17 protein-coding genes are annotated in these 20,614 nt (G+C 50.2%); 9 read left to right on the forward strand and 8 right to left on the reverse strand.

Going from position 1 to position 20,614, the window contains the following annotated elements; genetic code table 11:
• Positions 1–22: 22 nt before the first annotated feature.
• Positions 23–1,852, reverse strand: coding sequence for an ABC transporter transmembrane domain-containing protein (locus ACN0TT_RS06770; protein WP_417761382.1), 1,830 nt, complete (start codon positions 1,850–1,852; stop codon positions 23–25).
• A gap of 74 nt (positions 1,853–1,926) precedes the next feature.
• Between ACN0TT_RS06770 and ACN0TT_RS06775 the strand changes: the two genes are divergently transcribed.
• Positions 1,927–2,265 carry a DUF2956 domain-containing protein gene (locus ACN0TT_RS06775; protein WP_417761383.1) on the forward strand — a complete coding sequence of 113 codons (339 nt, stop codon included), beginning with the start codon at positions 1,927–1,929 and terminating at the stop codon, positions 2,263–2,265.
• Between the two features lie 4 nt (positions 2,266–2,269).
• Here the strand turns inward: ACN0TT_RS06775 and ACN0TT_RS06780 are convergent, their stop codons facing one another.
• The 3 genes from ACN0TT_RS06780 to ACN0TT_RS06790 all read right to left on the reverse strand — a co-directional run bounded on the left by ACN0TT_RS06780 (position 2,270) and on the right by ACN0TT_RS06790 (position 3,673).
• A complete protein-coding gene (locus tag ACN0TT_RS06780; protein WP_417761492.1) occupies positions 2,270–2,578 on the reverse strand; it encodes a winged helix-turn-helix domain-containing protein in 309 nt (102 codons plus the stop codon).
• A gap of 196 nt (positions 2,579–2,774) precedes the next feature.
• A complete protein-coding gene (locus ACN0TT_RS06785; RefSeq protein WP_417761384.1) occupies positions 2,775–3,206 on the reverse strand; it encodes a universal stress protein in 432 nt (143 codons plus the stop codon).
• A gap of 53 nt (positions 3,207–3,259) precedes the next feature.
• Positions 3,260–3,673 (reverse strand): STAS/SEC14 domain-containing protein, encoded by a 414-nt coding sequence (locus tag ACN0TT_RS06790; RefSeq protein ID WP_417761385.1) that lies wholly within the window; start codon positions 3,671–3,673, stop codon positions 3,260–3,262.
• A 155-nt stretch (positions 3,674–3,828) separates the two neighbouring features.
• Between ACN0TT_RS06790 and ACN0TT_RS06795 the strand changes: the two genes are divergently transcribed.
• Positions 3,829–5,250 (forward strand): coniferyl aldehyde dehydrogenase, encoded by a 1,422-nt coding sequence (locus ACN0TT_RS06795; protein ID WP_417761386.1) that lies wholly within the window; start codon positions 3,829–3,831, stop codon positions 5,248–5,250.
• Between the two features lie 6 nt (positions 5,251–5,256).
• On the opposite strand, the gene ACN0TT_RS06800 is transcribed toward ACN0TT_RS06795, so the two are convergent.
• The gene (locus ACN0TT_RS06800; protein WP_417761387.1) at positions 5,257–6,093 is read right to left on the reverse strand and encodes a cobalamin-binding protein; all 837 of its coding nucleotides are present in this window, start codon (positions 6,091–6,093) and stop codon (positions 5,257–5,259) included.
• A 306-nt stretch (positions 6,094–6,399) separates the two neighbouring features.
• Between ACN0TT_RS06800 and ACN0TT_RS06805 the strand changes: the two genes are divergently transcribed.
• The 7 genes from ACN0TT_RS06805 to ACN0TT_RS06835 all read left to right on the forward strand — a co-directional run bounded on the left by ACN0TT_RS06805 (position 6,400) and on the right by ACN0TT_RS06835 (position 14,497).
• Complete coding sequence (locus tag ACN0TT_RS06805; protein WP_417761388.1) at positions 6,400–7,830, forward strand: glycerophosphodiester phosphodiesterase; 1,431 nt, start codon at positions 6,400–6,402, stop codon at positions 7,828–7,830.
• 9 nt (positions 7,831–7,839) lie between these two features.
• Positions 7,840–10,218, forward strand: coding sequence for a carboxypeptidase-like regulatory domain-containing protein (locus ACN0TT_RS06810; RefSeq protein WP_417761389.1), 2,379 nt, complete (start codon positions 7,840–7,842; stop codon positions 10,216–10,218).
• Between the two features lie 5 nt (positions 10,219–10,223).
• The gene (locus ACN0TT_RS06815) at positions 10,224–11,906 is read left to right on the forward strand and encodes a hypothetical protein (RefSeq protein ID WP_417761390.1); all 1,683 of its coding nucleotides are present in this window, start codon (positions 10,224–10,226) and stop codon (positions 11,904–11,906) included.
• A 213-nt stretch (positions 11,907–12,119) separates the two neighbouring features.
• Positions 12,120–12,335: a hypothetical protein gene (locus tag ACN0TT_RS06820; protein WP_417761391.1), complete on the forward strand. Its 216-nt coding sequence runs from the start codon at positions 12,120–12,122 to the stop codon at positions 12,333–12,335.
• A 125-nt stretch (positions 12,336–12,460) separates the two neighbouring features.
• Positions 12,461–12,718: a hypothetical protein gene (locus tag ACN0TT_RS06825; protein WP_417761392.1), complete on the forward strand. Its 258-nt coding sequence runs from the start codon at positions 12,461–12,463 to the stop codon at positions 12,716–12,718.
• A 732-nt stretch (positions 12,719–13,450) separates the two neighbouring features.
• On the forward strand, positions 13,451–13,996 hold the full coding sequence (locus ACN0TT_RS06830) for a hypothetical protein (protein ID WP_417761393.1): 546 nt from the start codon (positions 13,451–13,453) through the stop codon (positions 13,994–13,996).
• A 117-nt stretch (positions 13,997–14,113) separates the two neighbouring features.
• Positions 14,114–14,497: a hypothetical protein gene (locus ACN0TT_RS06835; protein ID WP_417761394.1), complete on the forward strand. Its 384-nt coding sequence runs from the start codon at positions 14,114–14,116 to the stop codon at positions 14,495–14,497.
• 959 nt (positions 14,498–15,456) lie between these two features.
• Here the strand turns inward: ACN0TT_RS06835 and ACN0TT_RS06840 are convergent.
• The 3 genes from ACN0TT_RS06840 to ACN0TT_RS06850 form a co-directional block, all read right to left on the reverse strand.
• Entirely contained in the window at positions 15,457–17,286 is a 1,830-nt protein-coding gene (locus ACN0TT_RS06840) for a family 43 glycosylhydrolase (RefSeq protein WP_417761395.1), read from the reverse strand.
• 12 nt (positions 17,287–17,298) lie between these two features.
• Positions 17,299–19,230, reverse strand: coding sequence for a glycoside hydrolase family 97 catalytic domain-containing protein (locus ACN0TT_RS06845; protein ID WP_417761396.1), 1,932 nt, complete (start codon positions 19,228–19,230; stop codon positions 17,299–17,301).
• 67 nt (positions 19,231–19,297) lie between these two features.
• Complete coding sequence (locus ACN0TT_RS06850; protein ID WP_417761397.1) at positions 19,298–20,374, reverse strand: aldose epimerase family protein; 1,077 nt, start codon at positions 20,372–20,374, stop codon at positions 19,298–19,300.
• Between the last annotated feature and the right edge of the window lie 240 nt (positions 20,375–20,614).

A 20,614-nucleotide genomic window follows, 5' to 3' on the forward strand; every position in this document is an offset into this window, starting at 1 on the left:
TAACCGCAAATGTCTAAATAACTCACCCGATGACTTGCTCATCGTAGGTTTCGTTAAGCAACTGTAAAGCCGCAAACTGGCGGTACAGCTCACTCTGTTGCAATAGTTGTTCGTGGCGACCACTGGCGACGAGCTGGCCTTTATCGAGCACTAAAATACGATCGGCATTGAGTACGGTGGCCAAGCGGTGAGCAATGACTAAGGTGGTACGGCCAATCATCAACTTATCTAGCGCTTGCTTGACCTTAACTTCACTCACTGCGTCCAAGGCACTGGTGGCCTCGTCTAATAACAGCAGTGGCCGATTGGCAAGAATAGCACGGGCAATCGAGATACGCTGTTTTTGCCCGCCCGACAACCGAACGCCGCGCTCACCTAGATAGGCATGATAGCCCTCACTCAGCTCACGAATAAACTCATCAGCGTATGCTGCCTTACAGGCCGCTATCACTTCCGCTTCGCTGGCCTCGGGACGGCCATAACGCACGTTATCTAACACGCTGCCCGCAAAAATCACCGATTCTTGCGGCACCAAGGCAAATTGTGCCCGTAGCTCTGTCAAACTCAACTGGCTGATATCCACGCCATCGAGTTCAATGCTGCCGGCACTGGGGCGGTAGAAACGCTGTAGCAGTTGGAACAGCGTACTCTTGCCAGCGCCACTTGGTCCCACCAGCGCCACCCGTTCACCAGCATTTATGTGAATGTCTAACTGCTGCAACACTGGCTCGCCCGCATCATAGGCAAAGTCGACCTGCTTTAACGCTAACTCGCCACGCACTGGCTTGGGCAAGGGCACAGGCTGTACCGCATCGACAATGGCAACCGGCGTTAACGCCAACTCCATCAAGCGTTCAGTGGCCCCAACCGCCCGCTGAATATCGCCAATCACTTCACTGATAGTTGCCGCAGCACCCGCAACCATTACCGCGTAAAACATAAAGGCCGACAGCTCCCCCGCCGATACCCGTCCAGCCATCACATCGTGGGCGCCAACCCAAGTGACGCCGACAATGGCGCCGATGCTCAATAGCATCACCCCAGCAATCAACATGGCGCGATACTTAATCCGGCCACTGGCGGCAGCTAACACCTCAGCCAGCAAGTGATTAAATTGGCGCGCATCTTCAGTTTGGTGGCCGTACGACTGCACAGTGTGGATTTCATGCAGGGTTTCATCCACATAAGCGCCAAGGGCGCCGACTCTATCTTGGCTGGTACGCGCCAGTTGCCGCACTTTGCGGCCGAGCACGCCAACGGGAACTAACACCAACGGCACCGCTAGCAGCACCAACAAAGTGAGTTTCCAACTGGTAAAGCCCATCATGACTAAGCCGCCAGCTAAGGTCACCGAGGAACGTAATGCCATTGATAAGCTGGAACCGACCACGGATTGCAGCAAGGTCGAATCCGCCGTAAAGCGCGAGATCACTTCGCCAGTACGCAACTTGGCAAAGAAGTCGCGGCTTTGATGCAGCAAGCGCTGATACACCTGTTGGCGAATATCGTTGCTCACCTTTTCCCCTAACCACGTCATCAAGTAGAAACGGCAAAAAACCGCCGCAGCGCTGACCGCAGTCAGCCCGAGAATCATCCCGATGATTTGATTGAGTCTGGCGGCGTTATCGGCTAAAAAGCCTTCATCCACCATCAGCCGCACGCCCTGCCCCAACGCTAGCCAAGCCAGCGAACCAATCAATAAAAACAGCATGGCACCGAGCACGCGCCAACGATAAGGCCGTAAAAAACTCAGCAGCCACGGCAGTACCCGCGCTGGGCTAGAGGAAGGTTTTGCCAAAATGGTGTTCTCTTGTGAGTTGATAAATATGAAATTCTGCCACGGTATGCACATGTTTGGCCGCAAGGTAAACACAAGCGATACGATTGCTGGCACAATAGCAGCTATCTAACTGACAACCAAGGCAGATGATGTCCACTAAGCAGCAGATCTCTCCGGAAACCCAACAGACCGCCCTCGGTGTGGCCAAGGCGAACCAGAAGCCGGGACAAACGAAAGAGCAAACTAAGCTGATTGCTCAAGGGATTGAAAAAGGTATTGCTGAGTACAAAAAGCAGCAAAAAGCTAAAGCGCGCGAACGTAATAAACAGCAAAAGAAACAACAGGCTAATCGCCAGCTTGATGAACAGTTCCCGCAAGAAAGCGAAGCAGATTTACCGCATGAACGCATCCATCTAACCAGTTGGTTGCCGTGGGGATTATTGCTAGTAAGTTGGCTTGGTTTTGCTTGGTATGTGTGGTTGTAGCAGGTTAAACGGCGGGAATATTGAGTAAGTGTTGGATTTGCTGCAGATGCGTGCCCACCCAAGCGCTGTTGATCGGCCCCCATGTTTGAATATGGTAGTAGCCACTGTTATTACGTGCACCATCTTGAATAAACGCCACTTCGATGCCGATATCGCTGCAAGCGGCCAACGCATCTTGCACCGTTCGCCGTGGCATACCGGTGAGCTTTTGTAGCGATAACAAGTTGTGTTTGCCGTCGTCAATCACATGCGCTAAATACAACTTGCGCACAAAGGCAATCTGTTGCTTGCTCACCTGTTCTGGATGCCACATATTCACGACTTGCTCCTGCTTTCAAGCTGAAATGACCACACCAAACTACTTGAGTTTAGACGATGTGACAATGTAATTCAGTTAAAACAAAGAAACAGTTCAGATGCGCTATCTATCTGATTACTGTGGATTTCAGTTTTATCTAAGGTGAGCGACTCCGCTGCCGCTCACCCAAAGCCCACCACCCACCTAAGTGCTACTTCACCACCAGCACAGGGCAATGGGCACGATTAGCAATCTCTTCCGACACATTAGTATTCAAAAAATGCGACAAGCCAGAGCGACCATGGCTAGCCAATACAATCATGCCGATATCGGCGCTTTCCGCTTCGTCCACAATCACTTGTACTGGATCACCACGACGGATAACCGTTTCCACTTTCAAATCAGTATCAAGCCGCTCTAATAGCTTTTTCATGCTGTCAGCTGCCGCTTGTTCCATACTCTTCGCCAGCTCTTCTGGCGTTACAATCAGTAATTGATAGCTGGCATCGGCAATGGGTTGGTCGACCACATGCAGAATACGCAGCCCCACTTTGTAGAAGTTGGCCATTTCCACCGCATATTGCAACGCGTGTGACGCTGTGCTGGAAAAATCTGTGGGCCACAAAATATCTTTTGAACGCATTTTGACCTCCTAACCGAGCGCTAGCTCGTGGTATCAGATAGCTCAGTCACACCTCAATTCGGTGGAGTATGCTGGCCATCAATGGGTTGTTCAAGCCAATCAACAGCTTCTTGCCGCTGATAAAAGTATTCAATATCAATCGGAGTAAACCAGTCGGCGACTTTGGTCATCCATTGCTGCCAACCGCTACGGCCGACGACGGCAATTTTCTTAAAGTCACGCCCATGGGTTACACCGAGTTTTAAATCATCCCACAAGGCTTCCGCATCCCAGCCTTGCAATTCGGTAACATCAATCAAGGCATACAGTTCAGGCTGTACCACGCCCTCAATAGCGGCTTCCAGCAACGGCACCATCACCTGATAATCTTGATGAGTTAATTTGCCAATCGCTTTGAGCGACAGAAAGAAATGGTCGCTGCCGCTGTGTTCGATGCCGATAAATAAACCGTGTCTTTGGTTGTCCATATGGGCCTCTAACGCGAGTTATCCAATTAAGCCGTTATGCTAAGTCTAGTAAAAGCTGCCGGGCTTTCTGTGAGCTTTATCACCAAAAATCGGCGCATTATGCTAGGGTTACCAGTCTATCGCACCTGCCCCACTTTTTTAGGGTAAACAGCACCATGACCGACTCAGCCAGTGCCCACAGCGCCTTACTTGACGCGTTTGAGCTACAGCGCCACAGTTTTATGCAACAGCCGCCGAGCACTACCCAACAACGTCAACAGCAACTGCTGGCACTAAAACAGCAATTACTCGCCCATGTTACGCTCCTGACAGAGGCACTCAACCTCGACTATGGTCAACGTGCGACCTACGACAGTTTGTGGGCAGATATTCAGCCGGTACTGAGCATGATTGATTACAGCCGTAAGCGATTACGGCGCTGGATGCAGCCCAGTAAACGCCATACGGGCTTATTGCTGACGCCTGCTAAGGTGAGTGTTCACTATCAGGCAAAAGGCGTGGTGGGCATCATAGTGCCGTGGAATTTTCCGGTGATGCTGGCGCTCGGGCCGCTGATCAGCGCACTGGCCGCCGGAAATCGAGTGATGTTGAAACTGTCGGAATTTACGCCCGCCACCAATCAGGTATTAGGCCAACTACTGCAACGCGCCTTTAGCGCCGAGCAAGTTACCGTGGTTGAAGGCGATGTGACGATAGCGCAAGCATTTGCGGCATTGCCATTTGATCATCTGCTATTTACTGGCGCCACGTCGGTGGGTAAACAGGTGATGGCGGCGGCCGCAGCCAACCTCACCCCTGTGACGCTGGAGTTAGGCGGTAAATCTCCCGTGCTGATCGATGAGCAGTTACCGATGCAATTGGCGGTGCAGCGGCTGCTATTTGGCAAAACACTCAACGCCGGCCAAATCTGTGTCGCCCCCGATTATGTCTTATGCCCCACAGCGCGGCTCGCCGATTTTATTGCACAGTATCAGCAACAGTTTGTGCAGCATTACCCTGACTTCGCCAACAACGCCGATGTCAGCTTTATTGTGTCAGAACGTCATCGCCAGCGATTATGGGCGTTGTTAGATGATGCCCTCGCGTTAGGCGCACAATGTGTCAGCGCTTGCCCCATATCGCCACAGCAGCTCGATAGCCGCGCGTGGCCAACCCAGTTACTGACCAATGTCACCGATGACATGCAGGTAATGCAGCAGGAGATCTTTGGCCCGCTGCTACCGATTGTCACTTACGATGATATCGAGCAAGCACTCGCTTACATCAAACAGCGCCCACGGCCGCTGGCGCTGTATCTGATGAGTGAACAACCCGCGTTGCAGCAACGCGTTATGCAACACACGCACGCTGGTGCGCTGGTGATAAATGAAACGCTAATGCATGTCGCGGTAGATGATGCACCGTTTGGCGGTACAGGTGCCTCTGGCATGGGGCATTATCACGGCATTGAGGGATTTAAAGAATTTAGCCATGCCAAGACCGTGTTTAAGCGTGGGCGCCTGTCCCCAACGCAATGGATTAAGCCGCCCTACGGCGGACGGCTACAAACTTGGCTCAAACGTTGGATTCTACGTTAAGCGGTTTTATGGCTGACGCACGTTATCCAAGGCTGAGCACAACTGCTGTATACCGTCGATAGCCCGCGGGGTTGGCCGCTGCAACAGGTCGGCATTCAAGGTGATGATGTGCTGCTGTTTTACCGCAGGGATCTCTGGCCATTGCTGCCAATCAATCCCCTCTGGCGCGCCCTTTTCAGTGGTATTAATAATCACCTCAGGCTGACGCAATAGCACGTTTTCCAAGCTCACCTGCGGGTAATCACTCGCCGCATCGCTAAACACATTGTCTGCCTTGCATACCGCCAGAATCTGCTGCACCCAGCTATCGCCCGCCACGGTCATCAACGGGTTTGACCACAACTGATAAAACACTTTGACTGGTCGCTTATCAGCATTGTCATGCTCCAGTGCTGCCAGTTGCTGCCGATACTGCTGCGCAGCGGCGTGCGCTTGCGCTTGATGTTGGGTCAATTCGCCTAACCGCTCTAACTCATCGGCCACTTGCGCCAAGGTCTGCGGATAGCTCAAATATACCTTTAACCCCAACTGCTGCATGCGTTCAATATCTTGCTGGCGATTACCATCTTGCCATGCCACCACTAAATCAGGTTTTAGCGCCAGTAGCTTGTCGAGTTGAATGCCCGCATAACCGCCGATACGCGGCAGCTGTTTGGCTTGCTCGGGGTAATCGGCATGTTCGGTGGCAGCCACTAGCTCATCACCCGCGCCAATGGCATACAACAACTCCACCGCGTGCGGGGCTAACGCCACAATGCGCAGCGGTGGCTCGGCGGCAACAGCACTGGCACTTAGCCACCAGCCGGCGATCAATAAGTAATACGCTTTAAGGTTTATTCTCATACTTGCTTTGCTCCCAGTTCCATCGGCCAGCAGACTACCCATTTTAAATAGGCGTGGCTAGTATAAGTGTTGCGCTTTGGCACCGGAGTATTGAGCCAGTTGATGACACCGTTTCGCCATAATTTCAGCGGACAAATATTGCGCGGCGCTGCACAAACCGCCTCCGTTAACGTCAAATTTCCGCCAAATATGTCGGTTATTACCGCAGAATCACCGGAAAAAACTATCTAAAGGTTGATTAATTTGTAACATCAAAATAACATTCAAACCAATCAATAAGATAAATCGAAAAAACAAGCAAATAGCGTGCACTCAATACTATCAAAGCCCATTAGATTCTTGGTTATTTTTACCGCTTCGTTACTGTTTGGTTGCCAATCAACGCCAGCAACTAAACAGCCACCTAAGGTTGATATAGAAGCTACCGCCCTCACTCAAGCCTTTTATGCACGTGGTTTTCAACGTACCGCGCTGGGCAATATCAACTACATTGGCGTTGATCAATGTGGTGCCATGACGTTGCAAGCGCATCGCGGCTCAATTCGCTATAACGAAAACTCGATCAACGCCATCATTGATGCATTAGATAATCAGTTTCCGATTGTCGAAACCGATGTGCGTTTGACCCGCGACAATGTGTGGGTGATCCACCACGACGACTACACTGGCCGCGCCAACGGCACGGTGGACAATCAACGCCGCCGCATCTCTAGCATTAACTACAAAAAAGAGTGGGGTTATCTGCGCGAGCGCGACCTCAACAGCGGCGAGTTGACCAACACTGTACCGCCGACCTTTGTGCAATTAGCCCAAGCGTTTCGTGCCAGTGCGCATCGCGGTCAGCAACTCAACATTGAGATTAAAGGTGGCGCGGGTTCGAGCGATATCGAGATGTTGGACTATCTGGCGCTCAAAACCTTAGGCGAAGGTAATTATTTTTACTCCAGTTTGAGTCTCAGCAATCTGGAAAAGATGCGTAAAATCAACGGTGATGTACGGCTGTATTTCATTCAGCGCCCCGCCTTGGCATCACTGCAAAAGCTATCAAGTGATTTAAAACGCGGCGCAGGTAACGACCCCATCTATGAGCGCAACCAAGGCGAGTTGAGTGACTATGAAGATTTTGGCACACGCCACTATCGCGAGAACCGCTACGACAATCGCAAAGGGCTAGATAGACTCAGCCGCAGCCTAAAAGGTAACTTTGGCATTGTGATTGATATTCGCCAGTACGCCGCTAGCGCGCGCAACATTAAGCAACTCGCCCATGCTCGCGGCATTCCGGTGGCCAGCTACACCGTGAATACGCAGGCGTATCACGCCAGTTTGTTAGCTAAGTTGCCCAGCAGCCAACGGCCAGATTACGCCATCATTGACGACACCCAATATGGCTTTTGTCGCCAATACCAACTGCCCGCGATGCAGCCATATCAAGGCTCCACTGAGCTGACAAAACAGATTGCGCAACTGCCGCAAGATCTGGACTTACAGCGCCTGGATGAACTGGCAACCTACTTCCCACAACACTTATATCCAGCCATCGACGGCAGCTTAAAGTCGTTTGGCCAACCACTCAAAGGCCCGGTGAATATTCCCGGTCAAACCGAGTATGTGCCAGTGTTTCTTGATACCCATGCAGGCCCAAGAGAACGTGCGAGCGACGTTGACCTGACACCCGCCGAAGCGATTCAAATTGAGCTGCGCGGCCAACAAACCACACCGCCCAAACAGCAATAAAGATATTTAATGACTATGAAGCCTCGTTACTGGCGCCTTATCCTCGTGATACTGAGCGCCGCCTATCTGGTGCCAGAAGCCATTTTTAACGCGCAACTGGTATCTCTTATCGGCTTAGGCACCCCCAAGCCGGAACAGCTTGAACATTTAGAGATCTACGGCCGAACTGTGTCTGGTATCGGCGTGACCTTGCTGCTGGCCGATCTTTTGCCCGCGCTGTTTTACCGCACCGTGTTGCGCGGCGTGTTAACCATCAGTGTGGTGGCCTTGCTGGCGTGGCCGACGGTGTTTTTTGGGCAGAAATATTTGGTCGAAAAGCTGTTAGTACAGCCGTCCACCCCAGAACAACGCCAGTTTGCCACCTTAAGCGCGGCGCTGCGTGATGCCTTAGCCGCCAACGCGGTGGAGATCTCCGGCCTCAGCTACGACCCTAACGAGCTGCAATCGTCGGAAAACCTAACCTTTTTGGCGCTGTTTGGTGGTATGACCTACGCCGACCACAATCTGGCCGACAACCTAGAGCAGTACAAAGAGAAGATCATCGGCAACTTTGTGCAAAAGCGCGCCTACGCTCAATTTGAGCAAAACTACCAAGACTTTGGTCAGCTGTATAAAGAGCTTTCTGGTTACTACCAGCAATATGCCGACGGCTCCAACCGCTATAACCAAGCCTTAGCCGATATTCCGCAACGTGAGCAGCAGTACTGGCAGCAAGTCGAGCAAGAGGTGAACAGCGGCTGGGCACAATATCAGCAAGCGCAAAAGGCGCAAATTGCTAAAGCCGAGGCGCGCGCGCAAAAGTATGGCCCAAAGATTTATGACTACTTTGAAGCCGTGGGCAAGTGCCGCGAGCGCTACGATAAATCATCCGAGCGCGAACGCCGCAACCAGTGCATAACCCGCTTAGATGCACGCTACAAAACGGAAGTCTCCAAGGCGGGCTTTGGCTATATCGAACCCGATTACTGGCTGATTGTTGAAGACGTTAGCACCTCAGAGAATATTCTCACCTCAATTATTGGCGGCGTGTTAACAGGCGGCATCTATACTGGTATGCAGGCAATCAGCGCAGCCACTGGCGGTGATGGTGGCTTTAAAGATAAGCGCTACAAATACACCGATGACCCCGAGTTTTATCGTAATCGCTTTTTGGCACTACCTAAGTTTCAGCAACTGTTTACTGAGCAAACTGGCTACCCGATGGGCATCAGCGAGCTGAACGAGTTTCGTCTGCACAGCCACACCCAAGCGCTGCTCAGGCAGAAACTCGGGGCTAAAGGCTTGCCGCTGGCAAATGACTGGCAGATCAGCGATCGTCCCGGCTTTTACCGCGCGGTCGCCGTCAAAGTAAAACAAGATGCCGATAAGCAGTGGCAAAGCGAGATGGCTAAACGTGGCCTACAATTGCCGATAAACCTCAGTTGGCCGCAGTTCCAACTGCATCCATCAGTACAAGCAAAGATTGCTAACCGCATGGGCGACTTGTATGTCGACAATATCCGCGCCGATTGGAGTGAAGCCAACTTTAAACGTTACGTAGTCGAGCCGAATATTCAAAAGCGTACCGAGCAATATATCGCCATGCTCAAAGATGCCGAGCAGGAGTTTGCCGATGGAGGCAAATATGCCGAGCACGGTAAGCAAGCATTGCGCTCAGTGATTATTCCGCCCATCTCTATGTCGCTCAGTCTGTTTTTGCTGTGTATGACCATCATCAAGCTGCCACTGAAAGTCGCCCAGCTGTTTGGTAAGGCTCAGCCAAGCGGTCAAGCTAACGATGCTCACAACGGCAACGCCAACACGACTGCTGGCAACAGTAATAAAACCAGCAACGGCCGTAAAAAACAGCTCGCCCTATTGCTCAAAGTGCTGCCCCTACTGTTGTTGATTGCCCTACCGCCGCTGCTGGTAAGCAACCGCTATACCGAACAGAGCGATAGCCCAGTGAACTACTTCCTTGGCAAAGTGGAGCAATCAGGCAATATCTTTATGTCGTACGCATTGCGCTGGACGCTGCACGTACAACCCCTGCTGCACCCGCTCGGGCTAGCATTTGAGCAGCACACCCATCTATATAAAAACTTTGCGCCTGCCGCCCATGTCATGGCCGAGTGGGATATTACCCGCCAGCTACTCGATGACAGTGATGTACGCCACGCCGCCGAGCAGATTGTCAAGCAACAAGCCAACCTCACCATTGATTGCAACGTGGACAATGCCACCATTCGCATCATGAACATTGGGCCACGCTTTAGCCAAGGTATGCGCCTAACGCCGGGCAATTACGACATTCAAGTATCGGCGCCCGGCTACCAAACATATCGCCGCTGGCACACCGTGCGCGCCGGTAACCAACAACTTTCAATAATGTTAACTCCTCAAGGGTGAGCTGCATGCAACACTGTAACCAACCAATTTTTAGTAACGAAAACTTCTGCGGCCACTGCGGTGACCCCGTAGAAAGCAGCCACCTGCGCGTCAAAGGTATCGAACAGGTCGAGCCGCAAGCGATGAAAGAACTACGCAACGTGTACCCAAATGCACGAGTTGTCAGTGGTAAAGTGGTTTCTACCTTCTACTACAAGCGTAAGTTCGTAAATAACAATAACAACTTGCAGTACGGCTTCTGGTGGATTGAACTGCAAGATGAAAATGGCAACATAGAAACCACCTCGATTGAAGCGGAAGATGAGTTTTTTACCTCAATCAAAAAAGGCGATGTACTGACGCTGCTGTACCCAACCAGCTTTGTGCTGAACCACAAAATTGCTGACAGCGCTGCGCGGCAAATCGTTAAGCACAACAACACCGCTCTGTGTGTGATTAACCACTTACCAGAGCAGCAACGTTCGATTCGCGGTGGCGCACTAAACCCAAGCGCAAAAGCCACGGCGTGGCTGTGGTTCTTTGCGTGTATTGCGGTAACCGCAGCGGCGTACTTCGGCTTGCATCTGCGCCAAGTCGAAGCAGCAATCGGCGCCGGAGCGGTGGCCGCGTTGGTGTGTTACCTGTGGGAACGCGGTCGCAACCGTAAAAAATATGAAGCCGGCCAGCACCGCTTTAACGTGCTTAAAGCCGCCATGAAGCAGATACTCGGCGTCAGCCGCGATGATTTGGGCTACCAACATGCCGAGCGGCCACCCCACGCCAGCGACGTGATCTGCTTTAGCTGCCAGAAACGCATTCCCGGCTCGCTGCAATACTGCGTCAGTTGCGGTAGCGATCAGCAAAGCCAGCGCCATAGCGACCAGCCAAGCGGCAATATCGCCGAGCAAGAAAGTACGCTGATGCAGCAATACTCCATGAGCTATCAAGAAGATTACCTGCACAAGAACCTGATGAGTGCCGACCAAAAAGGCACAGTGGCCATTAACTGCTTTTTGGCAAAAGTGATCAGTCGCGATGTGGAAGCCGATGTGTCAGATGTGTCGGTAACGACCACCACCACAGAAACTACCGATCACTACTATGGCAACCGCTACAGCCACAGCACCACCAATACCAGCACCCGTACGGATCGTACCCGTGACACAGGCATCAGCGGTGAAGTGTGGCTAGAGCGCGCCAATGGCGAACGAGTGAAATGGCAGTTCAGCGAACAAGTGCTGGGCGATCTCGACATCGGTGACTGGGTGTTCTTCAGCTACAGCGATGTTAACGTGGGCGACCACAGCAGCTTCAACCGCGAATGTGGCATCAACATCAGCAAAGACCGCCAATACGCACCAAAAAGCTTTGCGGACTTTGGTGGCATCACCGGCCAAGGCTTATGGTGGGTGATGGCGATCTTCTTTGGCGCATGGACCTACAGCGACTATCGCGAGCCGTTTTTTCCGCTGCTGGATTTAACCGCCAACGACTTCACTTTACCGCTGTATCGCCAACATTGGTTTATTGATTTCCTGCCGATGATCCTATTTGGCGTAATCAACATCTATCTGATGATCCACGGCTACATCTATAGCAAACGCAACGCCAAGCGCCAAAAGCAACTGCTACAACCGATGCGCGATGCCATTGCCAAAGTGCAAAACAACATCGACACCATTCGTGCGCAGATCAAAACTTGGGGCTAACCCCAGCAAACAACAGAGCGCCACGGCGCTCTGTTTTGCTATTTGCACCAACTAATGGTGTGATCCCATACTTTGTGGGATAGCTGGTGTAGCAACTTACAAAGCAATTTTCTTAATCACATGATTTAAAAGCAATTAAACTATTGGCATCGGTTTTGCTAATTTCTAAAACAATATGCTGAACTTACCAAGTTTCTTAACAAGGAGTTACCCATGGGACCGTTTGAAGTGGCAGTCGTCGCCATTATTGCAGGCATTATTCATCAAATTACTAAAACCTATATGAAACACAAAGGTGCCATCGCCGCCGAACAAGAGATCACTCAACTGCGCCAAGAGCTAGACCGCATGAATCAGCGGATTCAAACGCTAGAAACCATCATCACCGACGACGGCTACAACCTCAAAAACGAGATCAACCGGCTGTAAGCACAGCAAACCCCCGACCACCGTTGCTGATAACGCGCAGCAGCTGTCATCGGCACGGTGTCATACTCCGCACAGTAACGTTTATGGCTAACCGGCACTGACGAGTCACGGTTGGCCGTGTACAATTGAGCAAGTTACCGCTGCACAGCCAAGGGGAAGTCACCATGGTGTTAGCCGAAATCATTATTTTCATCATCATCGGCCTGATCATCTACAAAGTCATCGACAGTTACCTACAGCAAAAAACCTTTGCCGCTAAAACCGTTGAGCAAAATCAGCAGTTGCAGCAGGAGTTGGATGACATTAAAGCGCGATTGCGCAACCTTGAGAGCATCGTGATTGATGATGATTTTGAGATTAAACGTAAAATGAAGGATTTGTAGTGCAGCACAAATGGTGCTGCTTTTTCATATCGCTGCGCGATAGTCTGAATGGCTTGCAGCCATTGCAACCTACGGTTGCGAAAGATTGATGGCTTCGCCATTCCAAGCTGCGCTTGGCAAGATTTATCACTGCGTGATTGCAAACTACGTTTGCCAAAGTCGGGGAAGACATACAGGACGTATTAATACCGCGGAGCACACGGATGTGCGTGAGCGGTGATACTCGTTCCACACCAGAGGATAAGGTGATGCTTGCGAGCATCGATGCGCTAAATCGCCTGCAGCGGGCTTATGCACACGCATCCTTGTGGCACGCTGCAAGTCCGTCCCTGGAAGCTCGACGCCAGCATCCATGCTGGCGACGGCCACAAGTCCGCATGTGCTGGGAATTTATCGAGTACATCCGTTGATTTTGAGGAAATCTTTAGCTCTTAGAGCTTAATCACTTTTACCCCAAAACGAGTCGCCTAGTAATCATTCATAGGTTCAGTATTTGAGCTGATTTCAAGGCCTATCAGACTTGCACACATTCTGGTGGATTTTCAACCTAAACTAGTGCGTGTTTTCTAATTATTTTAAGTATATTTAGAACTAATACGTTACGAACAAAATACGCTAAATAGCAGTAGCTCATAAGACCACGGATGCACATTTTTACTGAGCTAACCTGATAAGTGCAAATGCGTACTAATAAGCTAATATGTTTTGAGCAAAAAATCGAGGAAAACACAAATGAAGGAAATCCCAGTAAGTACCCTTAAAGTTTTTGGTACACAATCAATGCTACTGAATGATGTATCAAGGAGCATATTGTTTTCTCGCGAGATGAATAATTTTGATTCGTCAGTCGATAAATTTGTGAAAAGCTCGTTACTTAAACAAGCTGTGATTGTTTGGAATCAAGTTTTTGGCTCAAGAGGCGAACATTGCCATTGGTCCCAATTTACTAGTAAGCAAAAAGTTATTGAGCCATTCAGCCGTGATTCTATTTTAGTGTCGTTGGGTATAACTTTGGATGAATGGTCGAAGTACCATGAGAATATGAAGCGGTTAAGAGATAAATTTCTTGCTCACTTTGACATGGATACTGAAACTGACCATTTCCCAAATATGGATTTTGCTCTAGCCGTCGTCGAAGCATATCGCGAATGGCTTTATCGTCTTTTCCAAGAGTATCAAAAAGCTTTCCCTGTTCGAGCTGGGTTCTTAAACACCGCAGAGTTTAATATTCTTATTGAGCGAGAATGGGAAGAAAAAAAACAAATTGTCCAAGAATGATTTAGCACTCTTGGTATTTTTATTATGTTTTAGGTCTAGTGACTAAGGCGGTATCGAGTAATATCGGTATTGTGTACCACACGCCTTTATATAAGGCATTATAAATTTAGAGGAAATATGAAATCAAAGAAGCTTGAAATGTGGGGGTTAGTTTTGATTTTACTCTCGTCGTTCGTTCAATTCTTTATCTTAAGTAAATCTCAAAACCTCACCAACGGTGCAGTGATCTACAAGCTAGAAACTAAGCTTGATCGCATTTTTATGGCTTCAAGGTCAAATTTTCAAACTCTGCAACCAGAACCTTTGAAAACAATGGTTAAAGTTAACCCCGAAGCTTTCGATTCGTATGAGTATGCAGAACAAAATAAAAGTATGGCAGAAACAAAAATGCAGACCGAATTATTTGGCGATGTAGTTACAGTTTTGTTTTTAATCGGATCAGGATTAATTATCCTCGCAAAGAAAATGGAGATTGACGCGCTCGAGAAGACAACGCCTTAACCACGATTATAACAAGCAACTTTCCAACACTAATGAAAGTACCAACTTTCAAGCAACATGATTCCCCTTCAGCGCGGCGAAGGGGCGTTGGGCAGGCATCAAGCAATGGGGGAAATTTTGGGACAGCCGCCAATTAAACTCAGCTAACCCACAGAATTATCAGGCAACGCCCTTTCCCCTTGGCGCAGTGCAGGTGCGTTGGGCAGACATTGAGCAATCGAGTCAGGGAAGACGAGAAGCGATGGTGAGTCATGGATGACGAATCAGAGCGATTTGCGAAAATGACAAACCAGAAGCACCGTAGCGTTTTGCGCCGTGGGGCGGTATGGGGTTTGACAAGGGGACGAGGCCGTCCAGTCCCCTTGTCTCGTAGTGTGAGCGCGAAAGCTCACGACTTGCGCAACCGCAGGTTGCAATCGCGCAGCGATAATCTTGCCAAGCGCAGCTTGGAATGGCTGCAAGCCATAAAATCAAAGCCAGCTGCAGGTGATTGATAGCGATGCGCTAACAAGCAACTTTTCAACACTAATGAAAGTACCAACGTTCAGGCAACACCAATTCCCCTTCGGCGCGGCGGAGGAGCGTTGGGCAGGCATCAAGCAATTAAGGCATGGATGCCTTAAAGCCGCGCCGAGGAATGGATTCCGAGTTGGCGGCGATTTGCGCAGATGACAAACCAGAAGCGCCGTAGCGTTTCGCGCCGTGGGACGTCGTCGGGGTTCCAAGGGGCGAGGGACGAGCATCGCCCCTTGGCTCTGGTGTGGAACGAGTAGTTCCACGACTTTCGCAAGCGCAGCTTGCTATGGCGCCAGCCATAAAATCAAAGCCCGCTGCAGGCGATTTATAGCGATGCGCTATCTAAAAACTGCATCATCGACAGATAAAACTCCCACCAAACAAGCAACAAAAAAGCTCAGCTGCAAACAGCTGAGCTTTTCAATCACCCCACAGCGTGAAAACTACTTAGTTTCACGCAAATGGAACACTTGGCAATTCGTACCCAACGCTGGCGCTTGGGCAAAGTTAGTCCCATCAGCCAAACCACAGCTAGACAGATCTAACACCTGCTTAGTGTAACGGTTGTGCAGCTCAACACCGCCGCCTTCCACTGGGGTAATACGCCAGTGTGAGGTTTTAGTTTGGCATTGGCCGGTGATCAGGTTTGCGCCTGGCACTACCGCATCATCTTTGGCTTCAATACATTGGTCGCCACTGCTGATATGGAAGAAACCATTATCGGTTGGTTTGAAGTGCCATTTTTGGTTAGCGCTATCAGACCAAGCGGATTGCTCAACGTTGCCTTTAACACTTGAGACCACTTTACCGGATTGTTGGCTCACAATCGCTACATCACCGGTTGGGTTCAGTTGCCATTGGCTCGCATCATCAATCTTGTCGACCAGCGTCAAACCATTAGCACTCAGCGACAGATACTTGCCAGAGTCGCGATGTTTGATCAGGGTATAACCGCCCATGCCCACATCTAAATGCCACTCTTGGAAAGCTTCGTTATGCCACGCATCTTCGTTCACTTTACCGTTCGCCACACCAAGGAATTGGCCATCGTCGCTGTTAGCAATACGGAAGAAGCCTTTAGTGGTGGCATCCAGTACAAAGCCGCTGTTGCTAGCAGAACATGCGGCTACGCCCGCACCGGCTGCAATACATTGTGACGTTTTGCCATCTTGCAACTGATAGCGTTGGCCTTGGATAGCGGTTTTCAGTGGGCCATCTTCACCTGATGGTGGTGGCACCAATACGCCCGGCGTCAACGGCTTACCAAAGTTCGGCGTACCGTCTGCGTGCCACGTGAATTTTTGGGCGCGCAATGAACGGCTGGCGCCGCAGCCATCGGTCACATGGTCGTTACCGTGGTAAACCAACCAGTTTTCTTTACCGTCTGGTGAGGTGAAGAAACCGTTGTGGCCTGGGCCAAACACTTTGTCGGTACGTTCAAAAACCGGCTGTGGTGATTTTTTCCATGAATTGATATCCATTGGGTCGTTGCCCACCAATTCATATTGGCCCAGTTTGTAATCAGGGGTATCACAGAAGCTACCAGAGTAGATCAGGAAGGTACGGCCATCGTGCTGCACAATCTCTGGGCCTTCAGTCACTTTACGGCCACTGGTTTCCCAATCTAACACCGGACGGGTTAGCACGACGTGTTTAGTGCCAGCTTTCAGCGTCCATGGGTTTTCCATTTCAGCGATGATGTTACGTTGTTCATCACCTTGCCATTGAGAGTAAAGCAGGTACAGATTGCCGTTTACTTCCAAATAGGTGCCGTCGATGTTCCAAGTGTCAGGCATCATCGCGCCTTTGTAGGTGTATGGCCCCATTGGGTCATCACCAGCACTTTCCAGTACGTTCAGGTGTTGGTGATCCAATGTGCCATCTTGGCCAGCAGTGTACATCATGTACCAGCGGTAGCCGTTCGGGCCTTTAAGACGGTGGAATTCAAATGCCCAAAAGTTACAGCACGCTTCTGGCATGGTGGATGACCATACGTTCACTGGTGTGGCGTTGGCGAGGCCTTCCAATGTTGGCGATTTACGCATCACCAGTTCTGATGTCCACGTGGTCGTTGTCAGGTAGTAGTTACCGTCCCAGTATTCTAACCATGGGTCTGCTCCGTTAGGAAACAGCGGATTGGTAAAACTCCCCTTGGGGGTGGTTTGTGCAGTTGGTGTGGTTGCGCTACTGGTATCCTGTTGGGTGGTCGCGCAAGCGGCCAACGCTAAGGTCAGTGGCAACAGTGCAAGCTTAGGGCTTAATCTGTTTTTCATGATCTACGTCTCTCAATTAAAAACCATCACAAAACCGGCGGACGGCTTGAGTGTTAGCTGGCTGAGGCTGCTATCAACTTTGGTTTGCACCACGTTGCGCATTGAATCCCCATCGTCCTGAATTAACAGGCCTTGTTCATTTCCCACAAAGGACAAGTCCAGCGCGATTGTTTTAGGCTCTTTTTCGGCATTAATGCCAGCAATGAACCATTGTTTGCCTGCACGTCTGGCGATCACCGCATATTTGCCGGGATATCCCCCAAGAAAACGACTCTCATCCCAGCGGGCGGGTACCGAGCGCAGGTAACGCTTTACGAACTCAGGCTGTGCTTTCATCTGCTCTGGTGTAGTCACCAGATGTTGAATACCTGAGAGCATGATCACCGGCAGTGCTAACTCAAAACCATTAGTGGTTTTGCGTTCAATGTTGGGAATATCCCCCAGCACCATCGGTGTAAAATCCATTGGATCAAATAAGTTGCGGGTAAATGGCAACATGGCCACGTGCGTTGCTTCGCGGTCGGCAACGTCTTGGAAGAAGGTGATCATTTCAAAGCCTTTTACGGCTTCGGCAGTGAGCAAGTTCGGCCAAGTGCGCTGTAAACCACGGGGCAAGGTGGTGCCGTGGAAGTTGACCAGCAGTTGGTGTTCTGCCGCATCTTTCAAAATATCTTGGTAATACTGCATCACTGATGAGCCGTCACCGGGGAAGAAGTCGACCTTAATCCCTTTGATGCCCATGCTATGTAACCGCGCAAATTCACGTTGGCGGTCATCATGTGTCAACAGTTGGCTTTTAGGTGTGTATTGGGTGCCATTCCACGCGCCTGATGAGTTGTACCACAGCAGTAAACCGACGTTCTTACTTTTGGCATAGGCGGCCAGCTCGGTCATTTTCTGGTAGCCGATATTCTGATCCCAGTTCACGTCGATCAAACTGTACTGCCAATGCATATCGGCGGCATGGTCAATAAACTGTTTTTGCATCTCATAGGTGACCGACTCATCTTTGAGTAAGCCCCAGCTCCATGCGGCTGTACCAGGCTTAATCCATGCGGTATCGGTCAGTTTGGCCGGGTCAGCTAAATCGGTCCCCAACGTAGAGCGCATTAACGTATCTAAACTACCCACAGTGATAATGCGCCACGGTGAATGCAGCGGCAGTTTGGCTTCGGGTAGCCATTTGCCGTTGCTCAGCGCTTCTTCATGGCTAGGGAACCGCAGCTGATATAAGCCATCAGGGCTGTTTTGCGCCAGATTACTGCCCGCGTAGTGGCCGTCGTTACCCGCTTCAGTAATGGCAATCCAGTTATCGCCATAATGATACAGCGCTGGGTAGACCCAGCCGTTCTCGGTCGGCGATGGGGTACCTACCGCGATATCTTGGCTGTAGTCTTCTTCATAAGATGGGTTAGTACGTTCCCAACCAGATTTGGCTTCCGCTTTATGCTGTAACCATGCTTTGGTTTCTGGGTAGAAATGGAAGCCGGTTAACTCTTCCATCACAATGCGACTATCGGTTGATTTTTCAGGCAATACATAGCGATACGCCAAGCCATCATCGGATAACCGCATCTGCACGGTCAGTGTTTGCCCTTGTGGGTTGCTGAAGCTGACTTTGACGTCGTTAGCTTGGTAGTCCACATGGCTTTGTTTGCCAGTCCACAGTTCGTACTGTTCATGTACGCTCTCTTGGCCAAGCTCTTTTTTAAATTTGAGGGACTCAGCAAACTGGCTATTGTTGAATTTTAGCCCCAGTGGTGAGGGTTTCAGGACGGGTTGATTATTGTGAAACACTTGGTACCACAAGCGCCCTTGGTCATCGAGACTGAGCGAAGCGGAGAGTTGCTTATCTGGGCTAGTAAAACGAGTTTGCCATGCACCGTGGGCGTTGCCTGCCAACATGAGCATTACTGCGGCCGATAAAGTCACATAACCTTTCATATCGAAATCCTTATCACGAAGAAAACGAATGCCAGCAACACTGGCATTCGTTAGAGGTGCTATAAGATTAAATCGTAGTGAAGTGGTACACGATTTTGATCTGATAGGTTTCGCCTGGACGCAACTCAGTGGTTGGCCATTCTGGGTGGTTTGGTGAATCTGGGTTGTGTTGTGGTTCTAACGCAAAGCCACTGTTTTTGCCGTAGGTGTTACCTTTACCTTGCAGTGAACCATCCAAGAAGTTACCTGAGTAGAACTGAATTGCAGGTTCGTCGGTGTACACTTCCAACGCACGGCCGCTGGCTGGGTCAGTTACTTTCGCAGCCAATACCAGCTCGCCTTTATCGTGTGGACGCAGCACAAAGTTGTGGTCGAAACCGCCAGCCATTGTCAGCTGTTCGTTATCGACGTTGATGTCTTTACCAATCGCTTTTGGCTCACGGAAATCAAATGGTGTGCCTTCTACTGAGGCAATTTCACCTGTTGGGATCAAACCTGGGCGAGTTGGCGTGTATTGGTCGGCATTGATCTGAATTTGTTGATCCAAAATGCTACCGCCACCCGCAAGGTTGAAGTAGCTGTGTTGGGTCAAGTTCACTACAGTTGGCTTGTCGGTAGTGGCGGTAAACTGCATATCCAGTTTGTTATCAGCAGTCAGCTCATAAACCACTTTAGTTGCCAAAGTACCAGGGTAGCCTTCTTCACCATCTGGGCTGGTGTAAGTCAGTTCGACACATGCTTTACCGTCTTTAACAAACGGCTTTATGCCCCAGACTTTTTGGTCAAAACCTTGAGTACCACCGTGCAGATGGTTGTCACCATCGTTGGTAGCCAACGTGTACTCTTGGCCGTCAAGGGTAAACTTGCCATCAGCAATACGATTACCGTAACGGCCAATCAACGCACCAAAGTAAACGTTGTTGGTTTTAGAGGCGACATAATCTTGCAGGTTATCAAAACCTAAAGCGATGTCAGTCATGTTGCCTTTAGCATCTGGGGTCAACATCTTAGTGATGATGCCGCCGTAGCTGATAACATCGACTTCAACGCCATTGGCGTTTTTCAAAGTCACTAACTTAACTTCGGTACCGTCTGGCAAAGTGCCATAGTTTTTTTCAGTAGCGCTAACATTTGTTTGATTCATAGCGGGTTGTTCCGTGGCTGTCGCAGGTTTGGCAGGTGAAGATGGGGCTGAATTCTGTTCTGCAGGGCTGCAGCCTGCGAGTGCGATCCCTGCTAGCGTCAAGCCAGCTGCCTTCAGGCAATAACTCAGTAGGGATGGTTTGCCCTGCCCTCGTTGTTCTGTTTGTCCTTTCATGCCTATACCTTTCTTTGATGGTAAATTTATCGTTTTATATTATAAATAAACAGCAAGTTGCAAGCT

It is taken from the genome of Shewanella sp., from assembly GCF_048265805.1.
Lineage (GTDB): Bacteria > Pseudomonadota > Gammaproteobacteria > Enterobacterales > Shewanellaceae > Shewanella.